This window comes from Gordonia sp. WA4-43 (genome assembly GCF_020520305.1).
GTDB lineage: Bacteria > Actinomycetota > Actinomycetes > Mycobacteriales > Mycobacteriaceae > Gordonia > Gordonia hongkongensis.
Genome location: NZ_CP084736.1, coordinates 5,406,910 through 5,429,884, shown reverse-complemented (window position 1 = coordinate 5,429,884; position 22,975 = coordinate 5,406,910). Strand labels below are relative to the sequence as shown.

22 protein-coding genes are annotated in these 22,975 nt (G+C 67.9%); 3 read left to right on the top strand and 19 right to left on the bottom strand.

Annotated elements, in window-relative coordinates:
* Positions 1–37: 37 nt before the first annotated feature.
* Positions 38–1,309: an NDMA-dependent methanol dehydrogenase gene (gene mdo / locus LEL84_RS24670; protein ID WP_068969908.1), complete on the bottom strand. Its 1,272-nt coding sequence runs from the start codon at positions 1,307–1,309 to the stop codon at positions 38–40.
* 138 nt (positions 1,310–1,447) lie between these two features.
* Complete coding sequence (murA, locus tag LEL84_RS24665) at positions 1,448–2,704, bottom strand: UDP-N-acetylglucosamine 1-carboxyvinyltransferase (protein ID WP_058252773.1); 1,257 nt, start codon at positions 2,702–2,704, stop codon at positions 1,448–1,450.
* Between the two features lie 97 nt (positions 2,705–2,801).
* Here murA and LEL84_RS24660 point away from each other — a divergent pair, with 97 nt between their 5' ends.
* Positions 2,802–3,446, top strand: a complete 645-nt coding sequence (locus LEL84_RS24660; protein ID WP_226513011.1) for a cob(I)yrinic acid a,c-diamide adenosyltransferase — start codon at positions 2,802–2,804, stop codon at positions 3,444–3,446.
* Here LEL84_RS24660 and LEL84_RS24655 read toward each other — a convergent pair.
* The 16 genes from LEL84_RS24655 to rpmE all read right to left on the bottom strand — a co-directional run bounded on the left by LEL84_RS24655 (position 3,443) and on the right by rpmE (position 17,979).
* The gene (locus LEL84_RS24655) at positions 3,443–3,883 is read right to left on the bottom strand and encodes a DUF2550 domain-containing protein (RefSeq protein ID WP_058252759.1); all 441 of its coding nucleotides are present in this window, start codon (positions 3,881–3,883) and stop codon (positions 3,443–3,445) included. The two genes, LEL84_RS24660 and LEL84_RS24655, sit on opposite strands and share 4 nt — an antisense overlap.
* 214 nt (positions 3,884–4,097) lie before the next feature.
* Positions 4,098–4,478 (bottom strand): F0F1 ATP synthase subunit epsilon, encoded by a 381-nt coding sequence (locus LEL84_RS24650; RefSeq protein WP_226513010.1) that lies wholly within the window; start codon positions 4,476–4,478, stop codon positions 4,098–4,100.
* Positions 4,479–4,487: 9 nt separating this feature from the next.
* The gene (gene atpD / locus LEL84_RS24645; protein WP_010842985.1) at positions 4,488–5,936 is read right to left on the bottom strand and encodes a F0F1 ATP synthase subunit beta; all 1,449 of its coding nucleotides are present in this window, start codon (positions 5,934–5,936) and stop codon (positions 4,488–4,490) included.
* Between the two features lie 69 nt (positions 5,937–6,005).
* Positions 6,006–6,929: a F0F1 ATP synthase subunit gamma gene (locus LEL84_RS24640; protein ID WP_055474988.1), complete on the bottom strand. Its 924-nt coding sequence runs from the start codon at positions 6,927–6,929 to the stop codon at positions 6,006–6,008.
* A 45-nt stretch (positions 6,930–6,974) separates the two neighbouring features.
* On the bottom strand, positions 6,975–8,603 hold the full coding sequence (gene atpA / locus LEL84_RS24635) for a F0F1 ATP synthase subunit alpha (protein WP_055474989.1): 1,629 nt from the start codon (positions 8,601–8,603) through the stop codon (positions 6,975–6,977).
* 86 nt (positions 8,604–8,689) lie between these two features.
* Positions 8,690–10,114: a F0F1 ATP synthase subunit B/delta gene (locus tag LEL84_RS24630; protein ID WP_137810078.1), complete on the bottom strand. Its 1,425-nt coding sequence runs from the start codon at positions 10,112–10,114 to the stop codon at positions 8,690–8,692.
* Between the two features lie 2 nt (positions 10,115–10,116).
* Entirely contained in the window at positions 10,117–10,605 is a 489-nt protein-coding gene (locus LEL84_RS24625) for a F0F1 ATP synthase subunit B (RefSeq protein ID WP_055474991.1), read from the bottom strand.
* A gap of 47 nt (positions 10,606–10,652) precedes the next feature.
* Positions 10,653–10,904: a F0F1 ATP synthase subunit C gene (locus LEL84_RS24620; RefSeq protein ID WP_004021252.1), complete on the bottom strand. Its 252-nt coding sequence runs from the start codon at positions 10,902–10,904 to the stop codon at positions 10,653–10,655.
* Between the two features lie 136 nt (positions 10,905–11,040).
* Positions 11,041–11,790, bottom strand: a complete 750-nt coding sequence (gene atpB, locus LEL84_RS24615) for a F0F1 ATP synthase subunit A (protein WP_055474992.1) — start codon at positions 11,788–11,790, stop codon at positions 11,041–11,043.
* Complete coding sequence (locus LEL84_RS24610) at positions 11,787–12,200, bottom strand: hypothetical protein (protein WP_165630225.1); 414 nt, start codon at positions 12,198–12,200, stop codon at positions 11,787–11,789. Before LEL84_RS24610 ends, atpB begins: the two co-directional genes overlap by 4 nt.
* Before the next feature lie 284 nt (positions 12,201–12,484).
* Positions 12,485–13,684 (bottom strand): glycosyltransferase family 4 protein, encoded by a 1,200-nt coding sequence (locus tag LEL84_RS24605; protein ID WP_226513009.1) that lies wholly within the window; start codon positions 13,682–13,684, stop codon positions 12,485–12,487.
* Positions 13,685–13,735: 51 nt separating this feature from the next.
* Positions 13,736–14,995 (bottom strand): serine hydroxymethyltransferase, encoded by a 1,260-nt coding sequence (gene glyA, locus LEL84_RS24600; protein WP_226513008.1) that lies wholly within the window; start codon positions 14,993–14,995, stop codon positions 13,736–13,738.
* Positions 14,992–15,651 (bottom strand): L-threonylcarbamoyladenylate synthase, encoded by a 660-nt coding sequence (locus LEL84_RS24595; RefSeq protein ID WP_065632843.1) that lies wholly within the window; start codon positions 15,649–15,651, stop codon positions 14,992–14,994. Before LEL84_RS24595 ends, glyA begins: the two co-directional genes overlap by 4 nt.
* A 4-nt stretch (positions 15,652–15,655) precedes the next feature.
* Positions 15,656–16,564, bottom strand: a complete 909-nt coding sequence (locus LEL84_RS24590; RefSeq protein ID WP_065632842.1) for a N5-glutamine methyltransferase family protein — start codon at positions 16,562–16,564, stop codon at positions 15,656–15,658.
* 5 nt (positions 16,565–16,569) lie between these two features.
* A complete protein-coding gene (prfA, locus tag LEL84_RS24585; RefSeq protein WP_055474996.1) occupies positions 16,570–17,646 on the bottom strand; it encodes a peptide chain release factor 1 in 1,077 nt (358 codons plus the stop codon).
* Positions 17,647–17,766: 120 nt separating this feature from the next.
* Positions 17,767–17,979, bottom strand: a complete 213-nt coding sequence (gene rpmE, locus LEL84_RS24580) for a 50S ribosomal protein L31 (RefSeq protein WP_010842972.1) — start codon at positions 17,977–17,979, stop codon at positions 17,767–17,769.
* Positions 17,980–18,280: 301 nt separating this feature from the next.
* Between rpmE and LEL84_RS24575 the strand changes: the two genes are divergently transcribed.
* Together LEL84_RS24575 and LEL84_RS24570 are read left to right on the top strand one after the other, a co-directional pair.
* A complete protein-coding gene (locus LEL84_RS24575) occupies positions 18,281–19,489 on the top strand; it encodes a sulfite reductase subunit alpha (protein ID WP_226513007.1) in 1,209 nt (402 codons plus the stop codon).
* A 1-nt stretch (position 19,490) separates the two neighbouring features.
* On the top strand, positions 19,491–20,423 hold the full coding sequence (locus LEL84_RS24570) for a heme transporter (protein ID WP_065632840.1): 933 nt from the start codon (positions 19,491–19,493) through the stop codon (positions 20,421–20,423).
* A gap of 378 nt (positions 20,424–20,801) precedes the next feature.
* Here LEL84_RS24570 and rho read toward each other — a convergent pair whose 3' ends face one another.
* The gene (rho, locus tag LEL84_RS24565) at positions 20,802–22,883 is read right to left on the bottom strand and encodes a transcription termination factor Rho (protein WP_226513006.1); all 2,082 of its coding nucleotides are present in this window, start codon (positions 22,881–22,883) and stop codon (positions 20,802–20,804) included.
* Between the last annotated feature and the right edge of the window lie 92 nt (positions 22,884–22,975).

The following is a 22,975-nucleotide window of genomic DNA, read 5'->3' as shown; positions in this document are numbered from 1 at the left end:
CAGTCAGGATCTCGGATCAGGCGGGCGAGCGGGCGGATCAGTAGCTGCCGGTGAAGGCGTGCGCCACCATCGGGATCAGCGACTCGACGGTGCTCTCCCGCGGGTTGCCCGGCGTGCACCAGTCGTCCATCATGTGCTCGGCGATGGCGCGGATCTGCTTGTCCGAGGTGTCCATGGTCTCGCCGCGGCCCTCGTACTTGCCGGTGTTCATCCGGTTCTTGTCGTAGCTGCTCGTCGACAGCTGACCGAAGTTGTCGGGGATGCCGAGGTCTTTGCCCAAGCGGATGGCCTCCTCGACGGCGGCGTCGGCGGCCTGGACCGTCGTCATCTTCGATGTGTCGACACCGAGCAGCGCGGCGATCTCGGCGTAACGCTGGTAGCGAGACGGCAGGTTGTACTCCCAGACGCGGGGAAGGGCGATGGCGTTGTTCAGCCCGTGATGGCTGTCATAGAACGCGCTCACCGCATGCGACAGCGAGTGCACGAGACCGAGGCCGCCGGAGTTGAACGCCTGCGCGGAGATGTACTGCGCGTACATCATCCCGGTGCGGGCCGCCAGGTTTCGCGGGTCGTACACGGCGGTGCGCAGATGGTCGCGGATCAGCTCGATCGAGTACTTGGCATTGCCCAGCGAGGGTGCGAAGTCCAGACGCGACACGTAGGGCTCGCTCGCGTGCGCGAGCACGTCGAAACCGCAGAAGGCGGTGAAGTGCTCGGGGCACGTGTAGTAGAGCAGCGGGTCGTCCATCGCCAGGTCGACGAGGCAGGTGTCGTCGAAGGCCACCCATTTGTGCGGCTTGTTCATGTCCGAGGTATCGGTGATGACGTAGGCCCAGGAGGTCTCCGAGCCGGTGCCGGCCGTCGTCGAGACCGCGATGTGCTTCGGATTCTCCTTGTTGGTGGCCTTGGAGAAGCCCTCGAACTCGTTGATGTTGCGGCCGTCGTGGGCGATGACCATACGTGCACCCTTGGCGGCGTCGTGGCTGGAGCCGCCACCGACCGAGATGATGCCGTCGCACTTCTCCGACTGGTAGAGGGCCGCGGCGTCCATGCAGTTGTAGTCCTTGGGGTTGGACTCCACCTGGTCGTAGAGCACCACGTCGACACCCTGGTACTCGATCTTGCCGATCAGCTCCTCGATGATCCCGGAGCCGCGTAGACCCGTCGTCATCAGGAGCGCACGGGTCATGCCCAGGTCCTTGGCCTCGACACCGAGCATGTCGTGCGCGCCGACACCCAGCTTCGCCTTCGGGAACGGGTGGAACTCCTTGATAGGGAAGTCCCAGATCTGGTTCAGCTCAATGGCCATGGTGGTGAACTCCTTGTGACGGTTGGTCTGTCACAACGAGAATGTCGTCCAGATCACAACCGGGACAAGGGGTCCTGCCCGTCCTCGACCACAGTGCACCCGGCCGGACGGGCCGGTACCTGTCCGATCGGACAGGGTTCAGTCGCGCACGCGCTCGATCTCACCGCCGAGACTGCGCAGGATCTCCACGAAGTGTGGGTACCCGCGGTCGATGTGCTCGACGTCGTGCACTTCGGTCACCCCGTCGGCGACGAGCCCGGCCAGCACGAGGCCGGCGCCCGCCCGGATGTCCGAACACCAGACCGGCGCACTCGACAGGCGGTCGATCCCGCGGATGACGGCGTGGTGGCCGTCGGTCCGCGCATCCGCACCGAGACGGACCATCTCCTCGACGAAGCGGAACCGGGCCTCGAAGACGTTCTCCGTGATCACCGACATGCCGTCGGAGATGGCGGCGAGGCCGATCGCCATCGGCTGCAGATCGGTGGGGAATCCGGGAAACGGCAGCGTCGAGACGTTGACGGCGGTGGGCCGGCGGTCGTGCCGGACCCGGAAGCCGTCGTCGAAGGTGTCGACCACCGCGCCGGTGTCGCCCAGTTTGTTCAGAACCAGCTGCAGGTGCTCGGGTTTCACGCCGCGCACGGTCACGTCACCGCGCGTCATGGCGGCCGCAATCCCCCAGGTGGCACCGACGATGCGGTCTCCGACCACCCGGTGTGTCGTCGGATGCAGCCGGTCCACACCGACGACGGTCAGCGTCGAGGTGCCGGCGCCGTCGATCTGTGCGCCCATCTGCTGCAGCATCACGCACAGGTCGACGATCTCCGGCTCGCGGGCGGCGTTGTCGATGGTGGTCTGTCCCTCGGCGAGCACGGCGGCCATGAGGATGTTCTCGGTCGCCCCCACCGACGGGAACTCCAGCGCGATCGGTGCGCCGACCAACGTGTCGGCCTCGGCCACCACGCAGCCGTGCTCGATCGAGCTGGTGGCGCCGAGGGCACGCAGACCCGCCTGGTGCATGTCGAGCGGCCGCGACCCGATCGCGTCTCCGCCGGGCAGCGCCACGACGGCTCGGTGACAACGCGCCATCAGCGGGCCGAGGACACAGACCGAGGCGCGGAACTGCCGGACCGCCGCGAAGTCGGCGTGGAACTTCGGCTCCGCCGGCGCCGTGATGGTGACCGTCTCGCCGTCCATGTCGACGACCGCACCGAGACCGCGGAGAACGTCCGCCATCAGCGGGACATCGGCGATCTCGGGTGCGTTGGTCAGCACGGTCGTCCCCTCGGCGAGGAGGGCCGCGGCCATGAGTTTCAGGACGCTGTTCTTCGCGCCCCCCACTGCCACCTCGCCGGACAGACGCGCTCCCCCGGACACCAGAAACCGATCGCTCACGACTGCCACCTTAACCGTCCGGGGTCACCGGCCCACCGGCCAGTACGTCCTCCGACCGTGCGTCCGATCCCGTGGGTCGGCGCAGTACATTCGACGCATGGCGGTACACCTGACGAGGATCTACACCCGAACGGGCGACGACGGCTCCACCGGGCTGAGCGACTTCTCCCGGGTGCCCAAAACCGATCCGCGTGTCGTCGCCTACGCCGACTGTGACGAGGCGAACGCCGTCATCGGTCTCGCCCTGGCACTCGGGGGTGACGTCCCCGACGACCTCCGGGAAGTGCTCACGACCGTCCAGAACGACCTCTTCGACGCCGGCGCCGACCTCTCCACGCCGGTCGTCGACGACCCCGAGTACCCACCGCTGCGCATCGCGCAGGATTACATCGATGCCCTCGAGCGCTGGTGCGACTCCTTCGGTGCCGATCTGCCCGCACTGGACTCGTTCATCCTGCCGGGCGGCACACCGCTGGCTGCCCTGCTGCATCAGGCACGAACGGTGACCAGACGGGCCGAGCGCTCGGCGTGGGCCGCGGTCGCCGCCCACCCCGACGACACCAGCCTGCTGCCCGCGAAATACCTGAACCGGTTGTCGGATCTGCTGTTCATCCTGTCGCGGGTGGCGAACCGCACTCGCCCCGCCGCGGGAGGCGACCAGCAGGGCGCGAACTCGCCCGGCGACGTCAAGTGGGTTCCGGGCGGCAACCGGCAACGTCCCCCGGCGCGGCCGGAATCCTAGGCGCTGCGGCGCCGCTGCGATCTCGCGGACTGCCGGGATTCGAGCCAGGACTGGAACGCGGTCACCGCACCCGGGCCCATCGCCAGTTCGTAGTCGTCCTCGGCGCGGCCGGCGGTCTGCACCTGCAGGATGAGCATGCCGTCGAGGATCTCCGTCTCGGTGCCCTCGGGGGCGCGACGACCGGAGATCTCCATGCCCTGTCGTGCGAACGTCACGTTCGGCCCCGGTTTCAGCGACGTGAGCCGGTAGTAGCGCAGAGAGTCGTCGCTGTAGTGCACGGTGCCGTGACGCCATCCCTGGTCGACGCCGGCCGGCACCGTGCGCAGCAGGACCGGAGTACCCGCGCGTCGGAGTTGCGCCAGACGCAGCGCCAGGAAGCCACACAACAGGAGCGCCACCGCCAGCAGCACACTGAGCATCACGACCGCCAGCGACATCACCTACTCCTTCGTGCAATCACCGCGGATAGGCGAAGCGTCGAACCCGGTAGGGCTCCAGACGGCTTGGGCTGCATACGCGCGGGACAGGGGGCTGTGGAACAAGCATGCCAGAACGTGCACATGAGACGCCAAACGACCTCGGCCGGCCATCGGAGAATTCCGATGGCCGGCCGAGGTCGGTCGTTGACCCGAACCGCTCGCGCGGCTCGCTCTACCGGGAAAGGTGTTGTGCCGCAGTCAGACGCGCGTGAGCACGGTGGTACTCGGGCGAATCCGGCTCCGCCTCGTCGAGCGCGGTCTTCTCCGCGTTGACGTCGACATCGTCGGCCCAGTCGGCCGACTCCGCCAGCACCGTGACGGCCTCGCCGGTGACGGAGAGGAACCCGCCCTCGACCGCTGCCGCACGACGGTTGCCGCTCTCCTCGACGATGACCACGAAACCACCCGGGACCAGCTGGCCCAGGAGCGGCTCGTGGTTGGCCAGGACACCCAGCTCACCGACGGTGGTCTGCGCGATCACGAACGTGGCCTCTCCCGAGTACAGGCTCAAATCCGCGGAGACAACCTCGACGTGGAAGGACTTCTCAGCCATGGCGAACCGCTACTTTCCGCTGATCTTGGCGGCGGCGGCCTCCACGTCGTCGAGTCCACCGCAGCTGTTGAACGCCTGCTCGGGCAGGTGGTCGAACTCGCCCTTGGCGACACGGTCGAAGGCCTCGATGGTGTCGGCGAGCGGGACGACCGAGCCCTTCTGGCCGGTGAACTTCTCGGCGACGAGGAAGTTCTGGCCGAGGAACTTCTGGATACGGCGCGCACGCTGCACCGTGACCTTGTCCTCTTCGGAGAGCTCGTCCATACCGAGGATGGCGATGATGTCCTGCAGTTCCTTGTACTTCTGCAGGATGCGCTTGACCTCGTTGGCGACGCGGAAGTGCTCGTCGCCGACGATCGACGCCTCGAGGATGCGCGAGGTCGAGGTCAGCGGGTCCACGGCGGGGTAGATACCCAGCTGCGAGATCGGACGCGAGAGCTCGGTGGTCGCGTCGAGGTGCGCGAACGTCGTGGCCGGTGCCGGGTCGGTGTAGTCGTCGGCGGGGACGTAGATCGCCTGCAGCGAGGTGATCGAACGGCCCTTGGTCGAGGTGATGCGCTCCTGGAGCTCACCCATCTCGTCGGCCAGGGTCGGCTGGTAACCCACCGCGGACGGCATACGGCCGAGGAGGGTCGAGACCTCCGAGCCCGCCTGCGTGAAGCGGAAGATGTTGTCGATGAAGAGCAGCACGTCCTGGTGCTTCACATCGCGGAAGTACTCCGCCATGGTCAGCGCCGACAGCGCCACGCGCATACGCGTGCCCGGCGGCTCGTCCATCTGACCGAACACCAACGCGGTGTCCTGGAGAACGCCCATCTCCTCCATCTCGAGGTGGAGGTCGGTGCCCTCACGGGTGCGCTCACCGACGCCGGCGAACACCGAGGTGCCGGAGAACTCACGCGCGATACGCGTGATCATCTCCTGGATGAGGACGGTCTTGCCGACGCCCGCACCACCGAACAGACCGATCTTGCCGCCCTTGACGTACGGGGTCAGCAGGTCGATGACCTTGATGCCGGTCTCGAGGATCTCGGTCTTGCCCTCGAGCTCGTCGAAGGCCGGCGGCTTGCGGTGGATGCTCCACTGCTCGCCGTCGCGACCCAGGCCCGGGCTGTCGAGGCAGTCACCGAGGGCGTTGAACACATGGCCCTTGACGACATCACCGACCGGCACGACGATCGACTTGCCGGTGTCGGACACGGCCGCGCCGCGGACCAGGCCGTCGGTCGGCTGCATCGAGATCGTGCGCACCAGGTTGTCACCGAGGTGCTGCGCGACCTCGAGGGTCAGGGTCTTGGCGACCGAGGAGAGAGCGACCTCGGCGTGCAGGGCGTTGAACAGTTCAGGAATCGAGCCCCGCGGGAACTCGACGTCGACCACGGGGCCGATGATGCGGACGACCCGCCCGTCGGCGGAACCCGCCGACTGCGCGGAGGGGGTTTCTACTGCTGCGGTCATGGTGCTTGGGTCACTTCCTCTTTATCGAAGTATGGGTTCTCGTCGATCCGGACTCGGCTGGCGCGCACGCTAGTTCGCCAGTGCGCTCGAGCCGCCGACGATCTCGCTGATTTCCTGGGTGATCTGGGCCTGGCGGAGCTGGTTGGCCTCGCGCGACAACGACTTGGACAGTTCTTCGGCGTTGTCCGTCGCGGCCTTCATCGCGGTGCGGCGCGCGGCCGACTCCGATGCCGACGAATCCAGCAGCGCCGCGTAGACCCGCGTCGCCACGTACTTCGGCAGCAGCGCGTCGAGCAGGGCGTCGGCCCCGGGTTCGAAGGTGTAGTTGCGCGACGGCGTGTCGTCGGACGAATCCTCGTCGTGCGACACGACCAGCGGGGCGATCCGCCGGACCTCGGGCACCTGCGCCAGCATCGACTGGAACCGCGTGTAGACCAGGTGCAGCTCGTCGACACCCTCGAGGGTGCCGTCTCCTTCTGGGCGCTCGACCTCGGTGCCCGATCCTGCCTGGAAGAGGTCCACCAGGAAGCTGGTCGCCGTCGCCGCGTCCGAGTACTGCGGTGACTCCGAGAAGCCCGTCCACGAGTCCGAGATCTCCAGACCCCGGAAGCTGAAGAACCCGACACCCTTGCGACCCATGACGAACAGGACCGCTTCCTTGCCTTCGTCGCGCAGGAGCGCGATGAGTTCGCGGGTCGCCTTGAGCACGTTCGCGTTGTAACCACCGCACATACCGCGGTCGCTGGTCACGACCAGGATCGCCGCGCGCTTCGGGTTCTCCCGCTCGTTGAGCAGCGGGTTGTCCAGCGATCCCGAGTTGCTCGCCAGCTCCGAGAGCACGGCGGTCATCTCCTGCGAGTACGGCTTGGCCGCCGCCACCCGTCCCTGGGCCTTGGTGATACGCGAGGTCGCGATCAGTTCCTGAGCCTTGGTGATCTTCTTGGTCGACTGGACCGACCGGATGCGTGAGCGCAGCTCACGAATGCTGGCCATGAGCCCTCACCCCTTCCTTTTCGCGATGTCCGTTGACGTCTGAGATCACTTGCGGATCTTGATCTCTTCGTTCTCGACGTTGTCGGCATCCATCGCCTCGGCCTCGGCCTCGTTGACGACGCGACGGCCGTCGTGGGTGAGGTAGCCGTTCTTGAACTTGTTGGTCTCGGCGATCAGGGCCTCGGCCTGGTCGTCGCTGAGCACCTTGCCGCCGGCGATCGAGTCGTAGACACCGGTCGCGTTGTGGTGCAGGTGGCTCAGCAGCTGGGTCTCGAAGTTGCGCACGTCGTCGACCGGGACCGAGTCGTAGTGGCCCTCACCGCAGAGGTAGATCGAGACGATCTGATCCTCGACCGAGAAGGGGCTGTACTGGTCCTGCTTCAGCATCTCGACCCAGCGGGCACCGCGCTCGAGCTGTGCCTTCGAGGCGTCGTCGAGGTCGGAGGCGAAGGCCGAGAAGGCCTCCAGCTCACGGAACTGGGCCAGCTCCAGACGCAGCGATCCCGAGACCTTCTTGAGGCCCTTGGTCTGGGCGGCGCCACCGACGCGCGACACCGAGGTACCGACGTTGATGGCCGGTCGAACACCCTTGTTGAAGAGGTCCGACTCCAGGAAGACCTGGCCGTCGGTGATCGAGATGACGTTGGTCGGGATGAACGCCGAGACGTCGTTGGCCTTGGTCTCGATGATCGGCAGACCGGTCATCGAGCCGCCGCCGAGCTCGTCGGACAGCTTCGCGCAACGCTCCAGCAGACGGGAGTGCAAGTAGAAGACGTCACCGGGGTATGCCTCGCGGCCCGGCGGACGACGCAGCAGCAGCGAGATGGCGCGGTAGGCCTCGGCCTGCTTGGTCAGGTCGTCGAACACGATGAGGACGTGCTTGCCCTGGTACATCCAGTGCTGGCCGATGGCCGAGCCGGTGTACGGGGCCAGCCACTTGAAGCCGGCCGAGTCCGAGGCGGGAGCCGCGACGATGGTGGTGTACTCCATCGCGCCCGCCTCTTCGAGGGCGGACTTGACGCCGGCGATGGTCGAACCCTTCTGACCGATCGCGACGTAGATGCAGCGAACCTGCTTGGTGGGGTCGCCGGTCTCCCAGTTGGCCTTCTGGTTCAGGATGGCGTCGATGCAGACCGCGGTCTTGCCGGTCTTGCGGTCGCCGATGACGAGCTGACGCTGTCCGCGGCCGATGGCGGTCATGGCGTCGATGGCCTTGATGCCGGTGGCGAGGGACTCCTCGACCGGCTGGCGCTCGAGCACGGTGGCGGCCTGCAACTCGAGGACGCGCTGCTCGTCGGCCTCGATGTCGCCCTGGCCGTCGATCGGGGCACCCAGCGGGTTGATGACGCGTCCCAGGAACGCATCACCGACGGGGACGGAGAGCACGTCGCCGGTGCGGCTGACCTGCTGGCCTTCTTCCAGGGACTCGTAGTCACCCAGGATCACGGCGCCGATCTCGTCCTCGTCGAGGTTCAGTGCGACGCCGAGGACGCCGCCGGGGAACTCGAGGAGCTCGTTGGCCATTGCGCTCGGAAGGCCGCTGACGTGGGCGATGCCGTCCGAGGTATCGGTGATGATGCCGACCTCGTCACGCGACGCTTCGGCTTCGAACGACGAGACGTACTGCTCGATCGCTCCCTTGATCTCGTCTGGTGAGATCGTCAACTCCGCCATGGGTTCTCGTCTTTCCTTGATGTGGCTCTGAGTCTCGAAGGCTCTGAGCTCTGGGCTTCGTGGGTTCGGGTGTGTCGGGGTGGTCGTCAGCGCGGCAGCGTCTCGGCGGCCTTGGCCAGCCGTGTCGCGACATCGGCGTCGATGACCTCGTCGCCGACACTGATCCGGAGACCGCCGAGCAGTTCCGGGGCGATCTCGGTCTGCACCGAGATGGTCCGACCGTAGATTCCGCCGAGCACGCCCGACAGTCGATCGATCTGGGCATCGGACAGCGGAGAGGCGGACACCACGTGGGCGACCGACTCGCCGCGACGGGCGGCGGCCAGCTCGGCGAGCTGATCGACCGCGACGTCGGCGGCCTGGCCGTGCAGCAGGCGCACGGTCGAGGACAGCAGCGTCCAGGTGTGGGTGCCGACCTTGTCGCCGACCAGCTTCTTCAGCAGGTCGACGCGCTTGTCGGCGTCCTTGCCGTGGTCGGACAGCAGCGAGGACAGCTGCGGGTTGGCCTCGAGGACTCGGCTCACCCGGAAGAGCTCGTCCTCGACCTGCTCGATGACCCCGTCGCGTTCGGCGGCGGTGAGGACGATCAGGGAGTTCTGACGACGCAGACCGACGACGAAGTCGCTCGACGACGACCACCGCTGACTCGACGCGGTCGCGAGCACCTCGACGACGACCGGGGCGAGCTTGCCGTCGAACAGACGGTGCACCATGGCCTTCTTGCCCTCGGGGTTCTCGTCGTCCTCGACCAGGCGCTTGCGCAGGACCGGGTTCTCGCCGAGGAAGTTGATCGCCGCGGTGAGGTCACCCGAGGCGTCGGCAAGTGCCGAACCGTCGAGATCGATTGCCGCCGAATCGAAGTGCTCCGACACGGCGAGAGCGGCGTCGCGGCTGGCGGCACGCATCGCGTGCAGACCGACGAGCGAGGCGCTCGAGGGAACCGCGTTCGTCGAACCCGACGACATCTCCTCGAGTTCGTCGATGACCCGGTCGACGCTCGCCGCCTGGGCCGAGTCGTCGGCGAGATGGTTGCGCACCAGTTCGCCGGCCTTGTCGACCGCGGTGAGTCCGAGATCGGTGCGCAGCTGACGAACGAGGTTGGCGCGCACCAGGGCGACCTGGTTGCGGCCGTGCTCGGAGATGCGCTTGACCTCGTGGTCGGCCTGTGCGCGGATGTCGGAGGTGATCGCCTCGGCGTCAGCCGCGGCGTCCTTCTGCATCTGTTCCGCCTCGGCCTTGGCCTCGGCGACCGCCTTCTCGCGGGCCTGCTTGCCGTCGGCGACGCGCTTGGCAGCGGCCTCGCTCTCGGCGAGCTGCTGACGCACGGTCTCCTGTCGATCCCGCATCATCTTCGCCACCGGCGGCCGGACGTACTTCCACAGGAGGAAGAGGATGACCGCGAAGCCGAAGAGCTGAGCGATGAAGATCGCGGGGTCGAACGCAGCACCGATGTCGTGCAGCCAGGTGCCGATGGGGCCCTGGTCGGATTCGGTCTCAGTGTTGGCAGCCATGATCAGTTCACCGCTCCGCTCGTCGATCGGGTATCGGAAAGAGTTGCCGAGTCGACACCGAGCACACGCGCCGCAAGCGTCTTGGCGAGTGCGTCCACATCAGCTGCAGCCGTCGAGGCGGCCTGCTCACCCTGCGTCGCCAGCTCGGAGCTGGTCGACTGCAGGGCGGCGTCGGCCTCGGCGGTCGCTCGCTGCTTCATCTCGTTCAGCTGTTCCCGCCCCTGGGCGCGAGCATCGTCGCGCTTGGCGGTGGCCTCACCGCGCGCTTCCTTGAGGAGTGAACGGAACTGGACGTCCGCATCCTCGAATTCGGCGGCGGCGGTCCGGTTGTCCTCCACGGTGCGGTGGATCATCGCGTCCCGCTCCTCGAGGACCTGCTGGATCGGCGGAACCACGAACTTGCGGATGACCAGCAGCAAAATCACGAAGATGAGCAGGACAACGAAGAACGTTCCATTCGGGAGCAGGAAGTTCTCTGCAGCAAGCGTCATTGTGGTGAGGTGTCGTTTCTACTCGGCGACAAAAGGGAGAGCGACGATCAGCCGGCGCTGATCGGGGTGGCGAACACGAAGAGCGCCATGAAGGCCAGGTTGATGAAGTAGGCCGCCTCGACCAGACCGACGGTGATGAAGAACGGGGTGAACAGGCGACCCTGTGCCTCGGGCTGGCGAGCGATACCGGCGATCAGCTGGCTACCGGCCAGACCGTTACCGATACCGGCACCGACGGCGCCACCGGCCATGATCAGGCCGCCACCGATGAGTGCGCCGAGGCCAATCATTGGATCCATTGTGATATTTCCCTTTCGTTGCTGACATCTGGTGTGTCAGGTCTGGAGTTGCGCCGACAGGTGCCGGAGCAGGTCGTCATGTTCGGTTGTGGGCGCGGCCGTGTCCGTCTCCGCGCGGTGCCCGGGTTCGGGCGGGTCAGTGATCCTCGGTCTCCATCGACTGCGAGAAGTAGAGGATCGTCAGCAGCGCGAAGATGAACGCCTGGATCAGACCGACGAAGAGCTCGAAGGACTTCCAGATCGCGTTGGGCGCCCACATGATGTACGGCGGGAAGAGTGCGATCAGGGCGACCATCATGCTGCCGGCGAAGACGTTGCCGAAGAGTCGCAGCGAGAGCGAGATCGGCTTGGTGAACTCCTCGATGACGTTGATCGGCGCGAGGAATGCGACGTGGCCCTTGATGATCCGCTTCGGGTGACCCAGCAGGCCGCGCTTCCGGAAGCCGGCGATCTGGTACCAGACGAAGACGAAGAGCGCGAGGGCGTAGGCGAAGTTCACGTCCGCGGCCGGCGGCTTGAGGATCTCGTGGTGACCGACCTGGACCGGCAGGATGGACAGCCAGTTGGAGATCAGGATGAAGGTGAAGAGCGAGACCGCGAGCGGGAGAACGTAGGGGGCGATCTTCATGCCGATGGCACTCTCGACCTGCCCACGCATCTGGATGGTGATGGCCTCCCAGAACAGCTGCACACCCGACGGCACGCCGGTCGAGGTGACCTTCGACTTCAGGTAGAACGCCAGCGCGAGCATGATCGCCGCGGCCAGCGCCGTCGCGATGATGGTCTCCAGGTTGAAGGTCAGTCCGAACAGCTCGAATTTGGTGTAGTGACCCACCTGGATGGCCGGTTCGCCATCCTCTGCGGCAAGGTTGAAGGCGGTCGTCATGGTTGGCTACGAAGTCCTTTCATCACCGGAATGACCGTGTTCAGCACCAAGACCACTTGGCCGATGGCGAGTCCGAACATCGCGCCCAACCCGTCGGGTTGGACCAGGAAAGCCGCCAGCAGCGCGAGCGCCGTGATGGCACCGAGTCGCATGGCGGAGTTGAGTGCAAGGGCGGTCTTGCGCGGGTTCTCGTCGGCGACCACGACGTCGACGGCACGTCGGACGAGGATCGCGTTGACGAAGATCCCGGCGACACCGAGAAGGAAGAACGCCGCGAAGAGCGGATGTCCGACGGCGAGCGAGACGGCGGCCACGACCACGATGAACCCGCCCGCGATGAGCGCGGGGCGGCGGAGTCCGGTCGGCGCCTGGGGATAGACGGGGGCCGAATCAGGGGCAGATGCGGTCATGTCCCTCCTCAGCTCTCCTACTCCATACCGATGGCACGGATCACCCGCGTACGTGCAGCAACACATGGCCGCTGGGCGTCAGCTCGCGTTTCGTTGTGACCCTACCAACACCGTTCTTGGTGTCTCACCGGGGGGTATTGCGTCGTGTGAGACAGAACCGGGGCTTTGTGTCCGGGTCTGCGCACATGTTGACTACTACGGGCGATAGTACACGATAATTTACGGTTTCCTTACCTTAGGCCGAGGTATCGCCCTCACGGAAATGACAGGGTCGCAGACGCCGGTCAGCGGTACGCCTTCGTCGACGTTCGCAGTTCGGCGAGGCGTCGATGCAGGCGCGGCGCCATCGTCACCAGCATCGCGACGACGAGGCCCGCGCCGAAGGCCGGGGCGACCACCGACAGCGGGAACAGCGTGCTGGCCGCCGCCGAGAACGCGAGCACCCCGACCCACAGATAGATGATCAGCGCGACCCGGCGCTGCGAGTGCCCGAGTTCGAGCAGGCGGTGGTGCAGGTGCATCTTGTCCGGGGTGTAGAAACCGACGCCGGCCCGGGTCCGCCGGATCACCGCCAGCAGCATGTCGAGCATCGGGATGAAGACGACGGCGGCGACGAGGATCAGCGGGGACAGCAGCGTGAAGATGTCGGCCGGTCCGTAGGCGTTCACGGCGATACGGCCCGAGGCGCTCGTGGAGGCCGCGGCGAGCAGCAGACCGATCAGCATCGCACCCGAGTCACCCATGAAGATCCGTGCGGGTGAGAAGTTGTGCGGCAGGAATCCGAGGCACGCGCCGGCCAGTGCCACCGAGATGAGGGCCGGGGGGTAGTAGCTGACGTCGCCGCCCTGGTCGCGCAGCAGACCGAGCGAGAACATGCAGATCGCCGCCGCGGCGATGAGTCCCAATCCCGCGGCCAGACCGTCGAGGCCGTCGACGAAGTTGATCGCGTTGATCGTCGCGACCGTGATCGCGACCGTGAGGAGACCGGCCTGCAGCGGGTCGAGCACCAGCGTGCCGATGTCGGCGAACGGGATGTAGAGCTGCAGCCAGCTGATGCCGAGCAGCACCAGGACGCCGGCGGCGGTGAGCTGACCGACGAATTTGGTCAGCGCGTCCAGGCCCCACCGGTCGTCGACGACGCCGACGAGGACGATCACCGTGCCGGCGGCGATCACCGCCGTCATGTCCGTGGTGTAGGCGAAGCCGCGGTTGAGCGCGGGGAGGTTCGCGGCGAGCGCGATGCCGGCGACCACCCCACCGAACATCCCGAGCCCGCCGAGGCGAGGTGTCGGGATCACGTGCACGTCGCGGACCCGCGGCACGGCGACCGCGCCGGCGCGGATCGCGAAGACGCGGACCGCCGAGGTCAGGAGGTAGGTCATGGCTGCGGCCGTGAGCCCCACGAGCAGGAGCTCGCGCAGAGGAACGCCCGTCCCTCCCCCGTCCGCGGCGGCGGCGAGCAAGGCCGGTGCGGCACCGGTCATCGCGCCACCACCGGTGTCAGACGGGCAAGGGTCTCCGACATTGCGACCACGCTACCCGTAGGCCAGTGCGGCGATCTCGCGACGGATCCGCTGGTGTGTCTCACGGTCGCGCGTCGACATCGCGGCGGCCATCGCGTCGGCGACGATCGGATGCATCGCGGCGGTCATGCCGCGCTCGGTGGCCACCGGCGTACCGATCCGGATCGCCGAACCCTCGGAGACGGGGCGGGTGTCGAACGGGAGGACCGCCTTGTCGACGACGATCCCGGCCGCGCCGAGCCGGTGCTGCGCCTCCATCCCGGAGATGCCGAAGCCGCTGACGTCGACGACCGCGAGGTGGATGTCGGTGCCGCCGGACACCACCCGGGCGCCCCGAGCCGCCAGTTCCGCGGCGAGACCGCGGGCGTTGTCCACCGCACGACGGACGTAGCCGGCGAACTCGTCGGTACCGGATTCCGCGCAGGCGACCGCCTTCGCGGCGACGGCGTGCATCGCGGGACCGCCCTGCACGAACGGGAAGACCGCCTTGCGCAGGGCCTCGCCGTGATCGGCTCGCGCGAGGATGACCCCGCCTCGCGGACCGCGGATCACCTTGTTGGTGGACAGGGTGACGATGTCGGCGTGCGGCACCGGCGAGGGCAGCAGGCCGGCCGCGATGTGCCCGGCGAGATGTGCGGCGTCGACCCAGAGGATGCACTCGGCCTCGTCGGCGATCCGGCGCAGGGTCGGGAAGTCGAACGTCCGCGAGTAGGACGCGGCGCCGGCGACGAGGATGCGGGGGCGGTGCACCAGCGCGAGATCCCTGACCTGGTCGTAGTCGACGAGTTCGTCGTCGCGGCGGACCTCGTAGTGCAACGGCGAGAACCATCGCCCGGAGAAGTTCGCCCGAGAACCGTGCGTCTGGTGGCCGCCGTGTTCGAGGCGCAGCGCGAGCACCGGGTCTCCGGGCTGGGCGAAGGCGGCATAGACGGCGAGGTTGGCCGCACTGCCCGACAGCGGCTGGACATTGACGTACGCGGCGCCGAACAGCGCACGGGCCCGGCCGACGGCGAGCTCCTCGAGCTCGTCGGCCACGTCACAACCGCCGTGGTAGCGCGCCCCGGGATACCCCTCCGCATACTTCGCGTCGAAGACCGACGCCATCGCGGCCCGCACGCCGGGAGTCGGATCGGTCTCGCTGGCGAGCAGCTGCACGGTGTCGCGGCGCCGTCCGACCTCGCGGCTCACCAGGGCGTCGACCGCGGCGTCGCCGGTCGGTGCGCCGCCCGCCTCGACGCCGGGTGGTCCGGACCTCGGCGCGTCGGGGCTCATCGCTCCGCGAGCAGTGCGGCCGGGTCCGTGTCGAGTACGTCGGCGACGGCGTCCGTCGGGACCGCGCCCTCGCGCAGGATGCGCGGACTCGGCCCGGAGACATCGACGATCGTCGACGCCTGCGCGGCCGGTGCCGGCCCACCGTCGAGATACACGGCGATCTCGTCGCCGAGTTGTTCGCGCGCCTCGTCGGCGGTGGTCGCCGGCGGACGTCCCGAGACGTTTGCGCTCGAGACCGCCATCGGCCCCACCTCGCGCAGCACGTCGATCGCGACCGGGTGCAGCGGCATCCGCAGCATGACGGTGCCGTCGGTGTCGCCGAGGTCCCACGCCAGCGAGGGTGCTTGTCGGACAACCAGACTCAGGCCGCCCGGCCAGAAGGCCTCGATCAGGTCGCGTGCGGGCTGCGGGACGGACAGGACCAGGCCGTCGATCGAGTGCCAGGAACCGACCAGGACCGGCACGGGCATGTCGCGTCCCCGGTGCTTGGCTGCGAGGAGCGCACCGACGGCGTCGGAATCGAAGGCGTCGCAACCGACTCCGTAGAGCGTGTCGGTGGGCATCACGATCAGCCGTCCGGCCTTCGCCGCCCCGACCGCCGCCCGAATCCCCGACGAGCGGTTCTGTGGATCGTTGCAGTCGAAAACAGTGCTCACGCGATCATCCTGCCATGCCGCGTCCGACGGACCCGGCCTGCCGTCGGCGCGCCATCACGAACCTCGGCCGGCCCGTGAGATCCGTGTGCCGGGTGACTTCCTCGAAGTCGCCGTGCGCGTGCAGGCACGACACGACGGCGTCGGCGGTCGTGTCGTCGTGTTCGATCCCGACGACGCCACCCGGCGTCAGCGTGCGGGCGATGACCGGCACCATCGGCACGATGACCGACATCCCGTCCGCGCCGCCGAAGACCGCGCGAGCCGGGTCGTGGGCGACCTCGGGTCCGACCACGGCGTCGAGCGGCACGTAGGGCGGGTTCGTGACCAGGACCGACACGCTGCCGGCCGGGATGGCTCCCGCGACCTGATCCGGATCGGTGACGTCCGCGGCGACGACGTCGACCCGTGACCCGACGGCCGGTGTCGCGTCGGCGACGTTGCGACGCAACCACACCAGCGCATCCTCGTCGGCCTCGATCGCCACGACCCGGGTCGCCGGACTCATCGCGGCGATGCCGATCGCCAGTGCCCCACTGCCGCTGCAGAAATCAGCCGCGAAATGCGATCCGGGGGTGGCGCGGAGTCGGTCGACCGCCCATTCGAGGAGGTACTCGGTCTCCGGCCGGGGGATGAACACCCCGGGGCCGACGGCCAGCTCGACGGGGCCGAAGGCGGCGGTCCCGATGATGTGCTGCAAGGGAATCCGCTGCGACCGCTGGTCGATCGCCGACCGGAACGCGCGGGCCGGCGCGTCGTCGATCGTGTCCACCAGCACCAGTCGGCCCGCATCGATCCCGAGCACGTGCGCCATCAGCCATTCGGCGTCACGGCGTGCGGAGTCGATCCCGGACGCGGCGAGACGGGCGGTCGCGGCACGCAGTTCGTCCGACAACGGGGTCGGCCTGCCGGTCACGACTCCTATTCCGCTTCCATGCGGGCCTGCCGGTCCGCGGCGACGAGCGCGTCGAGCAGGTTGTCCATGTCACCGGCGAGCACCGCGTCGAGATTGTTGGCCTTGTAACCGATGCGGTGATCGGTGATGCGGTTCTCGGGGAAGTTGTAGGTCCGGATCCGCTCGGACCGGTCCACGGTGCGGATCTGGGCCGCACGACCCTGCGCGGCGGCGGCCTCCGCCTCTTCCTCGGCTGCGGACTGCAGCCGGGCGGCGAGGACCTGCATCGCGCGCGCCTTGTTCTGCAACTGCGAACGTTCGTTCTGGCATGTGACGACGATTCCGGTGGGCAGGTGGGTGATGCGGACCGCCGAATCGGTGGTGTTCACGCCCTGGCCGCCCTTGCCGGACGAGCGGTAGACGTCGATACGCAGTTCCGATTCGTCGATCGTCACCTCGGCCACCTCTTCGGGCTCGGGGTAGATCAGCACCCCGGCCGCCGACGTGTGGATGCGGCCCTGCGACTCGGTGACCGGCACCCGCTGGACGCGATGCACACCGCCCTCGAACTTCAGTCGCGACCAGACCCCGTCGCGCACGGCCTCTTTCGACTTGATCGAGAAGGTGGCCTCTTTGTAGCCGCCGAGATCCGACTCGGTCACGCCGAGCACCTGCGCCTTCCAACCGTGCCGCTCGCAGTACTTGAGGTACATCCGGGCCAGGTCCGCCGCGAACAGTGCCGATTCCTCGCCGCCCGCACCGGATTTGATCTCCAGGACCACGTCGTCGGCGTCGTGGGGGTCGCGCGGGGCGAGCAGGTCGGTCAACGTCGCGTCGAGTTCCTCCACGGCCTCTTCGAGAGAGGGGATCTCGGCGGCGAACGACGCGTCATCGGCGGCCAGTTCACGTGCGGCCTCCAGATCCTCGCGTGCCGCCTTCAACCGGGTGTAGGTCGCCATGACCGGTGCGAGCTCGGCGAATCGCTTGCCGACGCGACGGGCCGCGGCGGGATCGTCGTGCAGGGCGGGATCGGCCAGTTGACGTTCGAGACCCGAGTGCTCGGCCAGGATGTCGTCGATGGCCGAGGGACTCTGCGTACTCATGAAGGCGACCTCACTTGTCGACCGGCGCCACAACGGATGATCGGCGAACCGGGAAGAACTCTGACCGGAAAACACAGCGACGCCCGTCCCGACATCGTCGGGCGGGCGTCGCAGCGTGGTCTACTTGGCGCGCTTGCCGTAGCGCTTCTCGAACCGGGCAACGCGGCCGCCGGTGTCGAGGATCTTCTGCTTGCCCGTGTAGAACGGGTGGCACTGCGAGCAGACCTCGACGTTGATCCGACCGTTGGCAGCGGTGCTGCGGGTCTCGAAGGTGTTGCCGCAGCCGCAGACGACGGTGGTCGTCGCGTACTCGGGGTGGATTCCCTGCTTCATGTCTGACTGTCCCTTTCTGAGGTCGCCGGGTCACCGTCGCTTGTCGACGGTGTGAACCGGAACCGGACTCGACCGATCAGTATGCCACGGGGGCATCACCCGGGAAAAATCCCGGTCACCGCGGTCGCAGGTGCCTCAACGGCAGGCCGCTCGGATCCATTCCCGGCACGGCCATCCGCACTCCACTGCACGTGACGCAGATCGCGATCCTCGTAAGGGTTGCCTAAGTGTAGTACCGTGGCGTCGCCCGCCCTGTCGGCGGCACACGCTCCCCCGCACCCCGTCCCCGAAGGAATCCTCGATGTACGACGCCGCCTCCACCGGCAGCAGCCTCACAGTCGACACCGCACGGACCTCCCCCGCCCGTCGTACCGGCAAGACGGCCCGATCGCAGTGGAACCGGCGCAATCCCTACCCGGCGACGGTCGTGCGGAACGAGCTCATCTCCGGTCCCGGATCGGCCAAGGAGGTCCGGCACCTCGAACTCGATCTCGGCGACAGCGGCATCACCTACGAGCCCGGCGACGGCATCGGCATCGCTCCGACGAACGATCCCGCGCTGGTCGATCTACTGCTCGCCCGGCTGCGTGCGGTGGGCGACGAGATCATCGCCGACCGCAAGGCGACCTATACCCTGCGCGAGGCACTGACCAGCAGGTACGAGATCGGGGCGCCGTCGAAGTACCTCGTCCGGGTCGTCGCCGAACGCACCGGACACCCCGAACTCACCCGGCTTCTCGACGCCGGAGACCCGCAGGCACTCGACGCGTGGCTCCACGGACTCGACGTCCTCGATCTGCTGGATCTGGACCCGACCTTCACCCCGACTCCCGAGGAACTGCTCGAGGAGTTGAGTCCCCTCGCGCACCGCGAGTACTCGATCTCGTCGAGCCCGCGAGTCCACGGCGACACCGTCCACATCACGATGGCCACGGTGCGCTACCGCGTCGCCGACCGGGATCGCGGAGGTGTGTGCTCCACCCATCTGGCCGACCGCTGCGCGCCCGGCGCCACCGTGCCCGTCTTCATCTCCCCCAACAAGAAGTTCCGGCTGCCCGCCGACGACGTCTCGGCCGTCATGATCGGCCCGGGCACCGGCATCGCCCCGTTCCGCGGTTTCCTGCACGAGCGGGCCGCGGCCGGCGCACCCGGCGGCAACTGGCTGTTCTTCGGTGACCAGCATCGCGGCCACGACTACCTCTATGCCGAGGAGCTCGACCGGTTCGTCACCGACGGGCTTCTCGACCGGCTCGACCTCGCCTTCTCCCGCGATCAGGAACACAAGATCTACGTCCAGGACCGGATGTGCGAACACGGCGGTGAGCTGTTCGCGTGGCTCGAGGCCGGCGCGCATCTGTACGTGTGCGGCGACGCCACGACGATGGCCGACGACGTCGACGCGGCGCTGCACGAGATCGTCGCCGAACACGGTGGTCTCGAGCCCGACCAGGCCGCGGCGTACGTCGATCGCCTGCGCGCGGAGAATCGCTACTCACGCGACGTCTACTGAGATGACCCACTCCGCCGGGGACCATCCGCACGCCCGCAGCGATCTCGAGATCCTGCTGCGGACAGCCGGATTCGCGGACTCCTCGGTGAATCACGACGTCCCCGCGGTCGCCGCGCGCCTGCCCGGCCTGGCCCAGGTCGTCGGCGTGACCGTTGCCGGTCCGGTGATCATGAACGCGGTCGGAGTCCATGACCTCCCGACGACCGTGGGCGGTCCGCTTCGTGTCGACTCGCAGCAGATCGCACTGCGGCTCAACCCCTCTCGCTTGTCGTCGGCGTTGCTCAGCGATCCCGCCGCCCACGTTCCGCCGACCCTGCGACTGTTCGACCACCGCGGCAACACCGCTCACGCCACCTACCTGACGGAGAACTCCGACCGGCTGGCGTTCGAGGCGATGACCTGCACCGGCGCGGCCGCGGTCCTTGATGGGCCCTTCGTGGATTCGCCTGCGCCACAGTGCGTGGACCCGTCCGCCTCGATCGACGACGATCAGGTCGCACAATTCGACGCGGTACTCACCGACGGAGGTGTCGCCCGCCTGGCGGCCCTCCCCCATCTCGACTGCGCGCGTACCGTCCGCGTCGAGACACGTGCGGTGATCGCCGCACTCGAGCACGCAGCGGGACTGGGGATGACCGTGACCTTCGCGACGGCGGCGCCGGGATGCATCCAGATGCGCCAGGACCGTCTCGACGGAGCCCGCGAGCATCGGGGCCAGATGGTGCTGGCATCCGGCAGCGCCCGCGTGATGATCAACTTCGACCTCGTCGGCGAATGCTGGGTGACGTGGCCCCGCGGGGTGTGGGACCGCACGGGATCACTCGAGATCTACAGCCGCGGAGGCGAGTGCGCGCTGATCGTCACCCAGACCGGGGCCGTCGCACCGCCGTGTGCGCAGGCGTGGCAACACCTGGCGGCCGACCTCGCCGGCTGAGAGGACACCGCGCGAGTCGCGCACCCGTACCGTCTCCCACTGCTTCTCCAAGCCGAGAGAACGACCTGCCCCCTGCTCCTGAGGAGCACCCGAAGCGTGCGGAGGGCGCGTCCAACCCCGCTCCCTGAGGAGCGCCCGGAGCTTGCGGAGGGCGCGTCCAACCCCGCTCCCTGAGGAGCGCCCGGAGCTTGCGGAGGGCGCGTCGAACCCCGCTCCCTGAGGAGCGCCCGGAGCTTGCGGAGGGCGCGTCACGAAGGGTCTTCGCAACCCGTCGTCTCACCAGGACCCTTCGTGACGCTCGCAAGCTCGCTCCTCAGGGAGCGGGGATATGACGCTCGCAAGCTCGCTCCTCAGGGAGCGGGGATATGCCGGACGAACTCAGTCGTCGTTGTTCCCGCCCGGTGCGGTCTTCTGCACCGTCATCAGGAACTCGATGTTCGTCTTGGTCTTCTTGAGCTGACTGATCAGCAGGTCGATGGCCTGCTGCGAGTCGAGACCCGAGAGCACGCGACGCAGCTTGTGCACGATGGAGAATTCCTCCGGCGACAGCAGCAGCTCGTCCTTACGAGTACTCGACAGGTTGACGTCCACCGCCGGGAACACCCGGCGCTCGGAGATCTTGCGGTCGAGCTTGAGCTCGGCGTTGCCGGTGCCCTTGAACTCCTCGAAGATCACCGTGTCGCCGGTGGAGCCGGTCTCGACGAGCGCCGAGGCGATGATCGTCAGCGATCCGCCGTTCTCGATGTTGCGTGCCGCACCCAGGAACCGCTTGGGCGGGTACAGCGCGGTCGAATCGACACCACCGGACAGGATTCGACCCGACGCGGGCGACGCGTTGTTGTACGCACGACCCAGACGGGTGATCGAGTCCAGCAGCACCACAACGTCTTTCCCGCTCTCGACGAGTCGCTTGGCGCGCTCGATCGCGAGCTCGGACACCGAGGTGTGGTCTGACGGCGGCCGATCGAAGGTCGAGGCGATGACCTCACCCCGCACCGAACGCTGCATGTCCGTGACCTCCTCGGGACGCTCGTCGACGAGGACGACCATGAGGTGGCATTCGGGATTGTTGGTCGCGATCGCGTTGGCGATGTCCTGCAGGATCGTCGTCTTACCGGCCTTCGGCGGCGACACGATCAGGGCGCGCTGCCCCTTGCCGATCGGCATGATCAGATCGATCACACGGGTGTCGAGTCGTTCGGGGGTGGTCTCCAGCCGCAGGCGCTGGTTCGGGTACAGCGGGGTGAGCTTGTTGAACTCGGGGCGACGCTTGGCCGTCTCGACGTCTCCGCCGTTGACGGTGTCCAGCCGCACCAGCGGGTTGAACTTCTGGCGCTGGTTCTGTTGGTCGCCCTCGCGCGGCACCTTGACCGCACCGGTGATCGCGTCGCCGCGTCGAAGTCCGTTCTTGCGGACCAGGTTCATCGAGACGTAGACGTCGTTCGGACCGGCGAGGTACCCCGAGGTGCGCACGAAGGCGTAGTTGTCGAGCACGTCGAGGATGCCGGCGACGGGCTGCAACACGTCGTCGTCGGACACCTGCGGCTCGTTCGGGGTGTCGCGATTCTGGCCGCGACGACGCTCACGGAACCGGCGACCCCGACGGCGACCGCCGCCCTCGCCGTCGTCGTCCTGACCACCGTCGCGGTTCTGGCCCCCGTCACGATTCTGATTTCCGTCGCGGTTCTGGTTGCCGTCGCGGTTCTGCTTGTCGCGATTCTGGCCCCCGTCGCGGTTCTGGCCCCCGTCGCGATTCTGGTTGTCGCGGTTCTGGTTGCGGTTGCGGCGAGTGCGCTGGTCGTTGCCGTCGGAGTCACCCGCGGCCTCGCCCGAGCCGTCACGGCCGCGGCGTCGCTCGCGTCCCGCACCGGTCTCCGACGAGTCGGCCTCGGAAGCGCTGCCGCCCTTGGGTGCATCCCCGGCCTGGGCCTCGGACTTCGCCGCGTCGGCGCCGTTCCTCGAGCCGTCGGCCTGGGTGGCTGCCGGGCTGTTCGTTCCCGAAGCGTCGGCGTTCGCGGTCTCGGTGGACGACGCCTCGGCCGGTGCGTCGGCGGCGGCCTTGCGGCCGGTGCCGCGCTGGGTGCGCGCGCCGCTACGGGGGGCGTCGTTCTTCTCGGTCGTGTCCGCCCTGGCCGTTGCCGGGGAGTCGCCGATGGTCAGTTGGTCGTCGTTCGTCGCCGGCTTCGACGTGCCGGCCTTCGACCGGGCGGGAGCGCTCTTCGCGGCCGGGGCGTCGCCACCCGCCTGGCGCTCCTTGATCGCGGCGATCAGATCGCCCTTGCGCATCCCGGAGGTGCCCTTGATGCCGAGTTCACCGGCGACCGTCCGCAGTTCGCTGAGCACCATGCCGGACAGGCCGGTTCGTGCACGTGTCTTGGTGGCCGGTCGTCCCGAGTCGGGGCCGGCCGAACCCGAGGATTCCTGCTCGGCAGGTGCGGTGATCAGGTCCGTATCGGTCACGGAAGTCCTTTCGTTCCTCCCGCAGACGAGAACTGCGTGAGGTCTACGTTTCCCTGCTTCTGTGCGCTAGGGAGTCCGTCCGCGGTGGACGG